Raw genomic sequence first — 14497 nt, 5'->3', positions numbered from 1 at the left:
TAAGTCGAGTTCATGCCTTCCTATTATAACTTAGGATCAATAAGGTCCGTATCTGGTGGAATGTATCCAAGGGTTCTCCCCATTTTCACTATTTGTCCTTTATGATGAAACTCGTGCGTAATTGTGTGTGTAAAAAGCCATAATGCAGTGAACTCTGCGTGTCTACCATTTTCGAACATAACTGGAACATTCTGTTCCCATTTTCCATTAAACTCACGAAGAAATTCATATACCATTTCATCAGTTTTTCGATAAACTTCTTGCATCTCTTGTACGTTATTAATGGACTCTGGACTGATGGCTGCAAGGGATTTCCCAAGAGCACGAGTCCCTAGCCATGCTCGATAACAATCTGCTACATGCGCCTGCAGTCCAAGGATCGAATCTCCTCCAAAGGTTTCCAGTTCTTTCACATAATCTTCGGGAGACACTGTTTCACAATAACGAAATAATAATTCCCTTGTTTTTTGAATCCAAGTATATTGACTTACAAATAGTTCCAAGTCACCACTCTCCTTTTCATTTATTTAATCTAAATTGATCTTTTCAAAATGTTCAACTATAGGAAATGGGTCATAAAAGTGATGTAATAGTGATTTCCATGCCTGATATTCAGTAGATTGTCTAAAACCTACGGTGTGATCCTCCAAATTCTCCCACTGTACTAGAAGTAAGTATTTTCCATCCACTTCCATACACCGCTGCAATTCGTGTGAAACATACCCTTTCATAGATGATATAATCGTAGATGCTTTGCAGAAAGCATTCTCGTATTCTTTTTCCATTCCTGGTTTAACCTGAAGTATTGCGGCTTCAAGTATCATATGATTCCCCCTAATGAAGTCCTTCTAATTTAAAAACATCGTACTTCTCAAAATCTGTAACGATACCTGGTGCAAGCATTGCTTTCATTTTCTTGCTCGTAGCCCATAAATATTCACTATGTTCTTCTGAAAGAATAACCGCTTCACTATCGCACCGACATAAGTATGTAAGAATGACAACCTGGCGTGTTGGGTCGGTATTGAAGGTTGTAGCATACAAAATCTTTTCAACCGTAATAGTTAATCCCACTTCTTCCTCAATCTCTCGTATCAAGGCAGTTTCTAACTGTTCACCAAAATCAATTTTTCCACCTACACATTCCCACGTACCGCCACCAACATCATCTGCTGCTCTTTTTACAATTAATACCTTTCCTTTGTGTACGATAACTCCCTTAACAGCTACTACAATAGTATTTTCCATTTCTTCCCCTAACTTCAAGCAAATACCTGACTCACCTTCAACAAATTGTCTCTTGCTTCAATGTACTCTTGATGAAGCTTATCAACATATTCACCAGCACCAGTGACTTCATTGATAACCCCAATTCCTTGCCCACTGCCCCAAATGTCCTTCCACGCTTTTGCTTTCCCTTCTCCACCAAAATTCATTTTCGAAGGATCGCTCTCCGGAAGAGCATTTGGATCTAGACCAGCTGCACGAATGGACGGTGCTAGATAGTTTCCATGAACACCAGTAAATAGATTACTATAAACAATGTCATCAGATGTAGAATCGACGATGGCTTGCTTATATTCTTGAGCAGCTCTCGCCTCGTGGGTTGCAATAAACGGCGATCCTATGTAAGCAAAATCAGCTCCCATTGCTTGCGCTGCTAAAATAGATTTCCCATTCGCAATTGAACCAGCTAAAGCTAGTGGACCATCAAACCATTGACGAATTTCTTGAACCAATGCAAAGGGGCTCTTACTCCCTGCATGCCCGCCAGCACCTGTAGCAACTGCAATCAAACCATCTGCCCCTTTATCAATCGCTTTATGGGCAAATTTATTGTTGATCACATCATGAAGCACTATTCCTCCGTAACTGTGTGCCGCTACATTCACTTCTTCACGTGCTCCAAGGGACGTGATAATGACTGGAACCTTGTATTTCACACATAATTCCATGTCTTGCTCAAGGCGATCATTTGACTTGTGTACGATTTGATTAATCGCAAATGGTGCAGCTGGACGTTCCGGATTTTTTGCATTAAACTCCATAAGCGCTTCCGTAATTTCGGCTAACCATTCATCAAGTTGAGATGCTGGTCTTGCATTCAACGCTGGCATCGAACCAACAATCCCTGCCTTACACTGGGCAATCACAAGCTTGGGATTACTAATAATAAAAAGTGGTGAACCAATCACAGGAATTCTCAAATTTTCTAAAACTGATGGAATCTTTGACATATTACATTCCTCCGTTCAAAGTAGTCATTTGACTAAAAATTATTGATGGATTACGTTCGGTATCTACATTAAAAATTACTACAATATACTAATAGTAGTCAATTTATTTAGAAATTATGAAAAAGTATAACAATTAATGGAGGAAAATAATGATATGAAACAGCTCGTCCCTAAAAAATGTAAAATTTATTTATTCATCTACACTAAAACAAACAAATTTGGAAAAACTATCATCAATTCGATATAGGAGGACATGAACGTGATTCTAAGAATACTTCTATTCACCCTCTTCCTACAGATACCATTAATCGCTCAAGCAGACCAACGCGACTATGAACATAACAGTGTTACACTTCCAGAACTCAAAGAAAAAGTTGATTTTTCTGTTCTTGTACCTGAAAAAACACCTGATGATTGGACATTAGAAATTAAGACATACCCTATGGACGCGAAGAAGCATTTTAGCTATTTCCGATTACACTACTATACGGATAAGACAGATCCTATGCGATATGTTGGCATTGAACTACGGAAATGGACAATAAATTTTAAAAAACCAATAACTCCAAACACGGAAGAAATAAATATAAATGAAAAAAGAGGTTTTTTTACAGCATGGGGAAACAGTGGAGAGTTTGATAACAAAGGTGAACTCATTACGGGTGGTGTATTACGCTGGGCAGAAAATGGGACTCTGTTAGAAATGGATTCCTCTAGGATACCAAAAGAAATGATGCTTGAAATAGCACGATCAATGAAAGTGTTAAAGTAGCATATTCAAAAGGCCACCTTCTATTCCCAGAAAGTGGCCCCAAACTTTTATGTCAATCTCATCTTAAAATCTTCATATCCAAATTTGTGCAAGACACGGCAATCCCCGTTTTTATCACGTACGGCAATCGAAGGCAATGCCATCCCATTAAATGTTGTATTCTTAACCATTGAGTAAATCGCCATATCACCAAATACTAAACGATCGCCATTTTTCAACGGTTCATCAAAAGAATATTCCCCAATGAAATCGCCAGATAGACAAGTAGGTCCACCAAGGCGATACGTGAACGGCTTTTCCCCTACTTCACCAGAACCCAATAATGGAGGACGATAAGGCATTTCCAATACATCAGGCATATGACAAGATGCAGACGTATCAACAATCGCAATATCAATTCCGTTTTTCATCGTATCAAGAACTTCCGTGATTAAGAATCCAGCATTTAAAGCAACAGCTTCACCTGGCTCAAGATACACTTTTAAACCATACTTGTCCTGCATACGACGAATGCATTCTTCCAGTAAAGGTATATCATAATCTTCACGAGTGATATGATGACCACCGCCGAAATTAATCCATTCCATCTGAGGAAGCCACTCACCAAACTTCTCTTCAATCGCATCAAGAGTTGTTGCTAGATCGTCAGAGTTTTGCTGGCAAAGCGTATGGAAGTGAAAACCTGTCATTCCTTCCAATAAATCTGGACGGAACTGGTCACGTGTTACCCCGAAACGAGAACCAACTGCACAAGGGTTATAAATATCATGCCCTTCCTGTGTTGAGCACTCAGGGTTAATACGAAGACCGAATTTCTTCCCTGCCTTCAATACTTTATCACGGTATTTTTCAACCTGTGAAAAAGAGTTGAAAATGATGTGGTCACAATACGAAATAATCTCATCAATTTCATCCTCACGATAAGCTGGGGAGAAGACATGATTCTCCTTCCCCATCTCCTCGTAACCAAGCTTTGCTTCATATAAACCACTTGCTGCTGTACCACTTAAATATTCACCGATCAGTGGATACATGGAATACATGGAAAAAGCTTTTTGCGCTAGAATAATCTTTGCTCCTGTACGTTCCATGACTCCGCTCAGGATTTTTAGATTCTTTTCTAAAAGTGCTTCATCTACTACATAACTAGGTGTTGGTAGTTCTTCAAAACGCATTTTAGCGAACAAGCTCCGCTTCTTTTACTTCGTCTGCATCAACTAAAGTTGGGTTGAAATCTTCTTGCCATGGTAATCCCCACTTGTTTAATGCTTCCATGAATGGATCTGGATCGAATTCTTCTATGTTGAATACGCCTGGCTTATTCCATTTTCCAGTCATCACCATCATCGCACCGATCATCGCTGGTACACCTGTAGTGTAAGAAACTGCTTGAGAACCAACTTCAGCGTAGCAAGCTTCATGGTCACAAATATTGTATACATAGTAAGTTTTATCTTTTCCGTCTTTCTTCCCACGGAAAATACAACCGATATTTGTTTTACCTTTTGTACGTGGTCCAAGTGTAGCTGGATCTGGTAAAACAGCTTTCAAGAACTGTAATGGAATGATTTGTTGACCTTCGAATTCGATTGGCTCGATAGAAGTCATTCCTACGTTTTCAAGGGCTTTTAAGTGCATTAAGTAGCTTTGACCAAATGTCATGAAGAAACGGATACGCTTAAGTCCTGGTACGTTTTTCGCAAGAGATTCAAGCTCTTCATGATAGAGAAGGTACATATCTTTTTCACCAACTTCAGCGAAATCATACACACGCTTAATTTCCATTGGCTTTGTTTCAATCCACTCACCATTCTCCCAGTATCTTCCGTTAGCTGATACTTCACGGATATTGATTTCAGGGTTGAAGTTCGTTGCAAACGGATAGCCGTGATCACCACCGTTACAGTCAAGAATATCGATGTATTCAATATGATCAAAATGATGCTTTAGGGCATGAGCAGTGAATACACCTGTTACGCCTGGGTCAAATCCACTTCCAAGTAGTGCTGTAATGCCAGCTTCTTCAAAACGCTCTTTGTAATCCCATTGCCATTTGTATTCAAATTTCGCCGTATCTTCTGGCTCATAGTTTGCTGTATCCATGTAATGAGTCTTCGTTGCAAGACATGCATCCATAATTGTTAAATCTTGATAAGGTAATGCTAGGTTCATAACGATATCTGGCTTTACTTCTTCAATTAAAGCAATTAGCTCATCAACATTGTTTGCATCAACTTGTGCTGTTGTAATCTTCGTTTTTCCACCATCTAATTTTGCTTTTAAATTATCACATTTAGATTTTGTACGGCTCGCGATACAAATCTCTTCGAAAACCTCACTGTTTTGTACACATTTATGAATGGCTACTTGTGCCACTCCTCCACAACCGATAATAAGCGCTTTTCCCATTTTCCTATCTCCTTCTTAAAAGAAATTTTTGAAGCATCAGACGACTGGTCGCCCTTAAAAAAGGTTTTGTTCACGGTCATTTAAACAATAAAAAAGCAAGTGAAATAACGCATGACATGCGCATCCACTTGCTTGAGATATAATCATTTTTAGAAAAGCATCATGATAGACATAGTACTGGTATATAACCAGAGTAACCCAATTTTCATGGAAAGAGCTTTTCAATATTAGAATATATCAATAGGTTCAGAGTCTATATAGCAAATAATTACTTTTACTACTCTTATTGACCGTTTCACAAGTTGATATGCATTTGCACACTGGTTGTAAAGTAACCAACTTATAAAATTTGAGCTTTTAACTCAATCAATAAGGCAACTAAGTTGCCAATCGGCATTTGACCCGGCGAACCGTTGCCTTAACTTTTTCGAAAAAAAGTGGTCAAAAATTATCTGCTTGGAAAGACCCTGATATTGAAATATCTGCTTTCCACTAATAATTCCTTCACTATAGTAACAACAAATAATAAAAATATCTACAAAAAAATAAAATTTATTTCAATTAATTTTTTTGGTGTTTTTTTGAAATAGATTTTTCAACTATTAATAGCGTTTTTTCTATGGTAAAACTGGGTGTCTTAAGAACTTCTTTTGCAATTTCTCATAAAACAAAAAGCAACTCTCCCATCGAAAGCTGCTTTCACACATTAATTTCTTGCTCTTCTATTTTGCTAAATTTTCGATCTTTTCATCAATGTACTTCGTCATAAGTAGATTGAGTCGTAGCGAAACATCTAGATAACCAGAACTATTTGGACCACTTTGGCGATATAATTTATTCTTCTCTGTTTTTAATTGAATAATTTCACTCAAAAGTTCCATGTTCTCGACTGGGTGAACCTCATTCCCTATCATTTCTCATAACTCCTTGATAAATAATTTGCTGCCTATTTTCTTCTATGAATTCAAAACCATGCTGATAGTAGCACAGCAATTTTTCTATGTAAATATGAATGAGAAATGCTATAATTTTCCGAAAAATAATAAGTGTTCCTAATATAGTATGCTAATATTTCTTCCTCTACTATCTCTAGTAATTAGGAGTAGGATCACGAAAATGGAAACTATATTTTAATAGCAACGTCAGTAAAAATATAAATTTTTTGAATATTCATTTTAAAAGCCACCTCTCGAATTCAACCTGAGGTGGCTTTTATAAAAGACGATTATTGCTTTTTGATTGGAGTGCAAACCGCATATAGGTTTTCACTAGGGTCAGATACTTCGACTCTGACGACTTTATATCCATCCCCTCCCTTTGGCCATTCTTTTGTAATAGAGATTACTTGGTCTTTCATTGTTCATACTTCCTTCCATCCGAATATCTCACACAATAGATAATATATGCAGCTCATTCATTTTTGTGCGTAGTTTTTCTAAAAAATAGACGTGTGTTTAATTCCTGTTTTCAATTAGATTAAATAACTCTTATTTTGGTTAATTTATAAAAGCAACATACATAACAAATCGAGGTGTTTTCAATTATGGCATCGAAGAGGCACATCATCTTTAATCTAATGATCTTAACCATTCCATGGCTTTCCTTGCTTTTTATGAAAAAGAAGAATCTCAAACGTTATCTGCTTTCAAGTGTATTAATAGGGATTTTTGAAATCATCAATCACATGTACGGACGGAAGAGAAAGTGGTGGAAGTTTTACGATAAGCGGAAATTTTTTGTGAGAGATGAACTTCCTTTTGATATAGGTCTTTTCATCCCCTTTTCAATATGGATGCTTAACCTTTCATTTGGAAATTTTAAAAAGTATTTGCTGTTCAATGCCATTTCTAACGGAATCTTTGCATTTTTCTTCATCGATGTTCTTAAGAAATTTAAAATTGTAGGACTAAACAGATTATCGCATTTCCAATTCTTTCTTTACTATCACTATAAGACGTATATTTTGTATGCATTACAATATTTATTTGGAAAAATGAATAAAAAGAAAGAACTTCCTCTCACATAAAAAACTGCACCTCCATTTCGAGGTGCAGTTTTTTCCTCATGCCGTACCAAAAGTAATCTCGATTTCCCCCAACATCCTGCGATAAGCGATGCTCAATCGGTCGCATTTTAGATGCAGTTCTGCTTGGAGATCGAGTGGTAGCAGTTCAGGTTTTTGGTTTTCAACGATGACTCGATCTTGCTCGATTAGAACATCCTGAAAAGCTATAAATATCTCATCAGGATCATCTAAGGCATAGTTTCTTTCCATAATCATGAATGCGACACTTGATGCCTCTGTCACAGGTAAAACTATTAAATAGAGCTCAAAAAAATTCTCAGAACCGACTATCTTTTTTGTGAAAGAAACGGTGAGAGGTTTATGAACCTTATATTTGTATAAGGAATGTACCCCATATCCTCTACCATCTGGGTCAGGTTGATAGACTTCAATTTCATCTGTGACAAGCTGGCCATTGATCTCATGGACACGATAATCACTAATTTCAGAATATGCACTATCTCCAAGAAGTCCCTCATGTACATACATAAGATGGGACACGTCAAGAAAGTTCTCAACTACTCGTGGACCTGCAGCCTGAACATCATAAGGCCCCATAACGACTCTCACATAATCAGGGTTATCAAAAGTGTTCGTCCCAATCGTTGGTTCCGTTTCAGGGGGAAACCCGAGACAGATCCACACAAAACCAAATTTTTCTGCACAGCTATATGTCGTTGTTTTTGCCTTCGAAGGGATTACCCTTCCCTTTGGCATGGATGGAATTTTTGTGCAAGCCCCGCAGCCATTATACGTCCAGCCATGATAGGCACAAACAATTTCATCATTTTCTACTTTTCCCAGGGATAACGGAACCCCTCGGTGAATACATAAGTCTTTAAATGCATGAACACCTTTTGATGTACGAAAGACGACTACTTTTTCACCGAGAACCTCAACTCCTTTGGGTTCCTCCGTTAAATCTTTAGACATCAGGACAGGATGCCATTGATGAAGCAACACGGGATCTTCTACTAGCATATTAGCGCATCCTCTCCTATTATTCTGCTGGAATCGTTCCTTTTACGCCCTTAACAAACCAGTTCATACTTAAAATATCTGGATCTGCTAAAGTTTCACCATCATTAATTTTAATATTGCCAGCTTGATCATAAATAGGGCCTTTGAAAATATCAAAAGTACCATCGACAATTTCCTTTTTCTTTGCTTCTACTGCATCTTGAACCTCTTGCGGAACATTTTTACCGAATGGAGCTAGTTCAACCATCCCTTCTTTAAATCCATAGAAGACAGCCTCGCTCTTCCAAGTTTCATCAATAACACTCTGTACAACATCTACATAATAAGGTCCCCAGTTTAAGATTGGATTTGTCACATAGGTTTCTGGCGCATATTCGTTCATATCTGAATCATTCCCCATGCCCCAAACACCACGTTCCGCCGCTGCTTGGATACCTGCAGGAGAATCTTGATAATTAGCAAGTACGTCTACGCCTTGATCAAGCAAGCTCACTGCTGCTTGTCTTTCCGTAGTTGGGTCGAACCATGTGTTACTCCAAACTACCGAAACCTCTGCATCAGGATTGACGCTTTGTGCCCCTAATGTAAAAGCATTTATCGTATAGATGACTTCAGGAAGTGGGAATGCCCCAACATACCCAATCTTATTGTTCAATGATAACATTCCAGCGGCAATACCAGCTAAATAAGCAGGTTGATAACCTCGTCCTTGGTATGTTCCCATATTCTCAGCAGTTTTGTAGCCAGTTGCATGCATGAATAAAACTTCAGGATATTTCTGTGCTACATTAAATGTTGGATCCATATAACCAAAGCTTGTTGTAAAAATAATATCGTGATCCTGCGCGAGTTCTTCAATAACACGCTCTGCATCTGGACCCTCAGGTACGTTCTCTACTGTTGTTGATGTAATGCCAAATGTTTCGTCCACTAGTTTTCTTGCTTGATCATGTTCATACGTCCAGCCACCATCTCCTGGAACACCGATATAGACAAAAGCAACCTTCGGCAATTCTTTTTCTTCCGTTTCTGTCGCTTCTCCAGTTGTTTCTTCTGACTTCTCCTCGGTCTTAGCAGACTCACTCGTTTTAGTTGTCCCTTGCGAACAAGCAGCCAGCATAAATAGTAAAAGAATCATAAAAATACCTAAGACTTTTTTCATTCAACAATATCCCCCTTTTTATGAAAAACTTTAAATCTACTAAAAAGTTCACCTCCTCAAAATCGTTGTTCACGGAAATATGGTACTCCTAATGCTTTTGGCTCAATCGGTGGCTTATGGCGATTTTTCCAGCCAACAAACATGAGTACAATGATCGTGGCAATATACGGGATCATTTTTAAGAAATAAGATGGGATCGCAACTTCAAGTAACTGAAACCGGAAGCCGAGAGCATCAAGACCACCAAAGAAGTAGGCACAAGCGAGGGCATACAACGGATTCCATCTCGCAAAAATAATGAGCGCAATGGCGATCCAACCTCTACCAGCTGTCATCCCTTCAATCCAGTTCGGTGAATACACCATGATTAAATAGAATCCAGAAAGACCCATTAGCATCGAACCTAGAATGACGTGAAAGTATCGATAACCATCGACCGAGACTCCCATCACATCAGAAGTAGAAGGACTATCACCGACCGCTTTCAAATGAAGGCCCCAAGACGTTTTATACATGTAAAAATACATGACAATAGCTACGAAAATACAAAGCCAACTGAAGATATCTAAGTTCCCGAATACCCTTCCGATAAAAGGAATTGGCTCTAACCAGGAAAGTTCAATCTTTGGCACAGAAACAGGCAAAGCTGAACCTGCTACTGATTTTCCAAGATAGGCACTGAAACCTGTTCCGAATAGTGTGATTGCAAGGCCACTAACAATTTGATTGGCTCGTAATGAGATACAAACAAAAGCATGTATAAGTCCAAGTCCAGCACTTGCAAGTAATGCTGCAAGAAAGGTAAGGAAGAGATTTTCTGTTTGTAAAAAGACAATACAGGATGTAACAGCCCCAATCAGCATGATTCCTTCTGTGCCAAGATTGATAACCCCAACTTTTTCATTTAAAATTCCACCTAACACTGCAAATAACAATGGTGTCCCAGCCGATATCGCTGCTGACATTAAAATAATCGCTGTATCCACTTAAAACTCACTCCTCTCCTGTTGCCTTTCGCAAACGAAATTTACTAAGCATTTCACCGGCGATTAAACAAAGCAAGATTGCTCCCTGAAGCATTAGCGACATTGATGAAGGTAAGCCAATCGTCTGCACGCTATATCCACCAACAATGAGTCCACCGATAAAAATGGAGGTAAAAATCATCGCGAATGGATTTAACTTGGCTAACCAAGCAACAATGATTGCCGTATATCCGTACCCTGGTGAAATCCCATACATGAGGCGATGTGCCACCCCGGACACTTCAATCGAACCTGCTAACCCTGCAAGCCCTCCACTAATCATCATGACAAGTAAGATATGTTTGTTGACTTTAATACCGGAATAAGCAGCCGCAGTTGGATTCGCACCAAGCAACCTTAATTCGTAACCCCATTTTGTTTTTGCCAGTAAAAATGTGAATACACTCACCGCAACAACCGCAATAATTAAACCCTGGTTAAGTCTAGTACCACCGATTGTGGCAAGCATTTGAAATGGTGTGAACAAAGGTGTTCCAGGAAAGTTAAAGCCTTCTGGATCTCTCCATGGTTCAAACACCAAATAATCCAATAGTAAAAGGGCCACATAGTTCAGCATCAGAGATGTAATTAATTCATTGACTCGAAAGTATGTACGAGGAATTGCTGTGAATAATCCCCAAAGTCCTCCAAAAATGATGCCGGCAACAACCATCAGCGGAATATATAAGGGACCAGGTAAATTCGGCAAAAATATCGTGACAGCCGTCGCTCCTATTGCTCCTAAAATAAATTGACCCTCGGCTCCGATATTCCAAATAGAAATGCGATAGGCAATCCCCACTCCGAGAGCACATAGTAACAATGGTGTTGCTTTTAACAATGTTTCGCTTATCCCAAAACTGGAACCGAATGCGCCTTGTACCATTTTTCCGTAAACGGTTAGTGGATTCATTCCATTTATGACAATAAAGATGGCACATAAAATAAGGGCGACAATCGTTGAGACAATCGGGACTATGAAGCTGTTTGTTTTCTTATGTGGGTTGTATTCGAATCGATAAGGGAACACTCCCTTATTGGATGTTTTTATTTCTACAGTGGCTTGCTCAATGGAGGTTCGCTGACTCATAGATTGGCTCCTTTCTTACCTCTAATCCAGCCATTAATTGACCAATTTCATCTTTATCCGCTGCATCACGACTCAACACACCTTGGATTTGGCCATTGTATATAACCAATATTTTGTCAGATAGCTGCATCACTTCGTCTAAATCTTCTGAGATAAGAAGTACCCCACTACCTGTTGCACGCAATTTGATCAGCATATTGTGTACTGCTTCCGTTGCTCCAACATCAAGACCTTGTGTCGGATGCAAAGCAATAATAAGCTTTGGCTCTTGATCAATTTCTCTTGCGAATAATAGTTTTTGTTGATTTCCACCTGATAGCTGTTTGACTGGACTATGTAAATCAGGGGTTCTAACATCAAATTTTTCAATCAGTTCCTTCGCCCATTTTTGATTCTTCTTCTTCTGCAGTAAACTAAACTTCGTCCTTTCTTTGTTTCGATACGTTTTAAAAAGGAGATTATCGACAATTCCTAAATCACCAGCCAATCCACTTTTCATTCGATTTTCTGGAATATGGGCAATTCCTTTATCGATTAGGCTTTGTACGGAAGGCTTAGATAACAATTCCTTATTCAAAATAACCGTGCCGTCTTGCCAATGAATCAAGCCTGTCAGTGCTTCTGCCAACTCTTTTTGCCCATTTCCTGCAACACCAGCAACTCCGACAATCTCATGTTCATGAATAGTAAAGCCAATCTTATTTAACGCTGTCATTCCTTGTTCGCCTTTAACAAGCAAATCCTCCACAATTAGAATCCGCTTTCCATTTTCTATAGAAGGAAGTTCAAAGCCTTGTGATAAATCTCGACCAACCATAAGTTGTGCTAATTCTTGCATGGTTGTGTCCTCACGCTTTATGTGTGCAATCATTTCCCCTTTTCTCATTACCGATATTTCGTCCGCAACAGTCATCACTTCCTTTAGCTTATGAGTCGTGATGATCATCGTTTTCCCATTCCGTTTTAGTTCTTTCATCGTTTCGAATAATTGGTCAGCTTCTCCTGGCGTTAACACGGAAGTCGGTTCATCAAAAATGATAATGTCTGCCCCTCGGTAAAGAGTTTTCACAATTTCCACACGTTGCTGTTCACCTACAGATAAATGCCAAATGGGCACATTCATTGGAAAAATAAGTCCATAATTATTTGCAAAAATGGCGATTTCTTCTTCTTTTCGTGCTCGCCACGAAGCACCTCGCCAAACATCCTTTTTCTCTCCTAAAATAATATTCTCAATCGCAGTTAACGTTGGCACGAGTCGGAAATTTTGGTGAACCATGCCAATGCCTAATTCCATCGATTCCTTTGGTGACCGAATCCGACTAGTGTGTCCATGAATAGAGATACTGCCACTATCTGCCTTGTAGATGCCAGATAACATGCTCATGATTGTGCTTTTTCCTGCCCCGTTCTCACCGAGCAAGGCGTGGATTTCTCCTTTTTTCACAGAAAAGTTCACATGATTACAGGCCACTACCTCGCCAAATGTCTTCACAATGCCTTGCATTTCTACTGCATAGGTTGTCAATTGCTTCACACCTCATTTGTTTATCACTTTAAATCATTGAATTTTCTAAATTATATATCACGGTATAATAAGGGTCTATCACCGTGTCAAATAATCTGACACAAAACAATTTTTAAACGCATTCATTTTGGTTCTATAGTACTAACAAAAACTGTCATGAAAATACCGAAGTTAACTCAAAATAACTATTAAAGTCACAATTTTACAAAGGATATTGACATGAAACGAATCGTATTGATATTTCTATGTTTTTGGTGCCTTCCATCAGTAGGACACGCTGCTATTGTAAACACGAAGGAATTATATACTTATGAGGCATTAACAAAAGATATTGAAAATTTAGCCGCCCTTCATCCTGACCTCATTACATTCAAATCATTAACTTCAACAGGCTTAGGAAGAAAGATATGGGCCCTTAAACTTGGGAATGGCGAGACAACGATTCTATTACACGGTGCTCATCATGCGAGAGAATGGTTAACAAGTGCTCTCTTGATGAAAATGATTGAAACCTATGCCGATGCCTATGAATCGAATCAAGCGATCGAACAATTTTCTCCACGAATTTTAGAAACAGTCTCGATATGGGTAGTTCCAATGGTTAATCCAGATGGGGTTACATTGCAACAGTTCGGCCTCTATGCCTTTCCTGCCTATATCCATTCAAATCTAATCCAGATGAACAAAGGCTCAAAGGACTTTAATCGATGGAAAGCAAACCTTCAAGGCATTGATTTAAATCGACAATACCCTGCAAATTGGGAAGGACTAAAAGGAGTAAGCTTAAATCCGAGTTATCAATTTTATAAAGGAACGGAGCCACTTGAAGCAAAAGAAGTGAAGGCCTTAGTGGATTTCACTTACGAAATTGATCCAGAACTTGTCGCTTCTTATCATTCTTCTGGGAATATGTTATTTTGGGGATTTCATCGGTGGGGCCTGACTCACACAACCGAAGTTTTAGAGGATTATTATAATATTGCAGAAAAAGTAGCAGATATCACAAAATATGAACTAGAAGAACCCAAAATATATCAGCAAGGTGGAGGGTATACAGATTGGTTTGTGCTGCATTTTAAAAGACCCGCTTTAACAGTAGAAATTGGCTCATTCGTTGAGGATACCAATCTCCCGCTAAGTTCTTTCCCGACAATCTGGGAACGCAATAAAGAAATTGGCTTGTTTTTAGCGAAAAAAGCTTATGAACGAAAAAATCCATAAAAGAACC

At 38.7% G+C, this 14497-nt stretch carries 16 protein-coding genes; 3 read left to right on the top strand and 13 right to left on the bottom strand.

Annotated elements, in window-relative coordinates; genetic code table 11:
* Positions 1 to 23 precede the first annotated feature (23 nt).
* Genes FA727_RS05370 through FA727_RS05355 form a run of 4 tightly spaced genes read right to left on the bottom strand, consistent with a single transcriptional unit; the run spans position 24 to position 2237 of the window.
* Positions 24 to 503 (bottom strand): DinB family protein, encoded by a 480-nt coding sequence (locus FA727_RS05370; RefSeq protein ID WP_136829722.1) that lies wholly within the window; start codon positions 501 to 503, stop codon positions 24 to 26.
* A 24-nt stretch (positions 504 to 527) separates the two neighbouring features.
* Positions 528 to 824, bottom strand: coding sequence for an antibiotic biosynthesis monooxygenase family protein (locus FA727_RS05365; protein ID WP_136829721.1), 297 nt, complete (start codon positions 822 to 824; stop codon positions 528 to 530).
* A gap of 10 nt (positions 825 to 834) precedes the next feature.
* A complete protein-coding gene (locus FA727_RS05360; protein WP_136829720.1) occupies positions 835 to 1248 on the bottom strand; it encodes an NUDIX hydrolase in 414 nt (137 codons plus the stop codon).
* A gap of 14 nt (positions 1249 to 1262) precedes the next feature.
* The gene (locus tag FA727_RS05355) at positions 1263 to 2237 is read right to left on the bottom strand and encodes an NAD(P)H-dependent flavin oxidoreductase (protein ID WP_136829719.1); all 975 of its coding nucleotides are present in this window, start codon (positions 2235 to 2237) and stop codon (positions 1263 to 1265) included.
* A gap of 259 nt (positions 2238 to 2496) precedes the next feature.
* Here FA727_RS05355 and FA727_RS05350 point away from each other — a divergent pair, with 259 nt between their 5' ends.
* Positions 2497 to 3009: a DUF4367 domain-containing protein gene (locus FA727_RS05350; protein ID WP_246041695.1), complete on the top strand. Its 513-nt coding sequence runs from the start codon at positions 2497 to 2499 to the stop codon at positions 3007 to 3009.
* Positions 3010 to 3056: 47 nt separating this feature from the next.
* On the opposite strand, the gene nspC is transcribed toward FA727_RS05350, so the two are convergent.
* The 4 genes from nspC to FA727_RS24885 all read right to left on the bottom strand — a co-directional run bounded on the left by nspC (position 3057) and on the right by FA727_RS24885 (position 6775).
* The gene (gene nspC / locus FA727_RS05345) at positions 3057 to 4184 is read right to left on the bottom strand and encodes a carboxynorspermidine decarboxylase (RefSeq protein WP_136829717.1); all 1128 of its coding nucleotides are present in this window, start codon (positions 4182 to 4184) and stop codon (positions 3057 to 3059) included.
* A 1-nt stretch (position 4185) separates the two neighbouring features.
* Positions 4186 to 5418 (bottom strand): saccharopine dehydrogenase family protein, encoded by a 1233-nt coding sequence (locus tag FA727_RS05340; RefSeq protein WP_136829716.1) that lies wholly within the window; start codon positions 5416 to 5418, stop codon positions 4186 to 4188.
* A 722-nt stretch (positions 5419 to 6140) separates the two neighbouring features.
* Positions 6141 to 6332 (bottom strand): hypothetical protein, encoded by a 192-nt coding sequence (locus tag FA727_RS05335; RefSeq protein WP_136829715.1) that lies wholly within the window; start codon positions 6330 to 6332, stop codon positions 6141 to 6143.
* A gap of 311 nt (positions 6333 to 6643) precedes the next feature.
* A complete protein-coding gene (locus FA727_RS24885) occupies positions 6644 to 6775 on the bottom strand; it encodes a hypothetical protein (protein ID WP_281280844.1) in 132 nt (43 codons plus the stop codon).
* A gap of 186 nt (positions 6776 to 6961) precedes the next feature.
* Here FA727_RS24885 and FA727_RS05330 point away from each other — a divergent pair, with 186 nt between their 5' ends.
* Positions 6962 to 7444: a hypothetical protein gene (locus FA727_RS05330; RefSeq protein WP_136829714.1), complete on the top strand. Its 483-nt coding sequence runs from the start codon at positions 6962 to 6964 to the stop codon at positions 7442 to 7444.
* A gap of 36 nt (positions 7445 to 7480) precedes the next feature.
* Here the strand turns inward: FA727_RS05330 and FA727_RS05325 are convergent, their stop codons facing one another.
* Genes FA727_RS05325 through FA727_RS05305 form a run of 5 tightly spaced genes read right to left on the bottom strand, consistent with a single transcriptional unit; the run spans position 7481 to position 13269 of the window.
* A complete protein-coding gene (locus FA727_RS05325) occupies positions 7481 to 8464 on the bottom strand; it encodes an aromatic ring-hydroxylating dioxygenase subunit alpha (RefSeq protein WP_136829713.1) in 984 nt (327 codons plus the stop codon).
* A gap of 19 nt (positions 8465 to 8483) precedes the next feature.
* Positions 8484 to 9626 carry a BMP family ABC transporter substrate-binding protein gene (locus FA727_RS05320; protein WP_136829712.1) on the bottom strand — a complete coding sequence of 381 codons (1143 nt, stop codon included), beginning with the start codon at positions 9624 to 9626 and terminating at the stop codon, positions 8484 to 8486.
* 56 nt (positions 9627 to 9682) lie between these two features.
* On the bottom strand, positions 9683 to 10612 hold the full coding sequence (locus FA727_RS05315; RefSeq protein ID WP_246041693.1) for an ABC transporter permease: 930 nt from the start codon (positions 10610 to 10612) through the stop codon (positions 9683 to 9685).
* Positions 10613 to 10619: 7 nt separating this feature from the next.
* Positions 10620 to 11741, bottom strand: a complete 1122-nt coding sequence (locus FA727_RS05310) for an ABC transporter permease (protein WP_136829711.1) — start codon at positions 11739 to 11741, stop codon at positions 10620 to 10622.
* On the bottom strand, positions 11719 to 13269 hold the full coding sequence (locus tag FA727_RS05305) for an ABC transporter ATP-binding protein (protein WP_306461652.1): 1551 nt from the start codon (positions 13267 to 13269) through the stop codon (positions 11719 to 11721). Before FA727_RS05305 ends, FA727_RS05310 begins: the two co-directional genes overlap by 23 nt.
* A gap of 219 nt (positions 13270 to 13488) precedes the next feature.
* Between FA727_RS05305 and FA727_RS05300 the strand changes: the two genes are divergently transcribed.
* Complete coding sequence (locus tag FA727_RS05300; protein WP_136829710.1) at positions 13489 to 14490, top strand: M14 family metallopeptidase; 1002 nt, start codon at positions 13489 to 13491, stop codon at positions 14488 to 14490.
* Positions 14491 to 14497: the final 7 nt, after the last annotated feature.

This window comes from Robertmurraya kyonggiensis (genome assembly GCF_005116465.1).
GTDB classification, from domain to species: Bacteria; Bacillota; Bacilli; order Bacillales; family Cytobacillaceae; genus Robertmurraya; species Robertmurraya kyonggiensis.
This window is presented reverse-complemented; position numbering and strand designations above follow the sequence as displayed.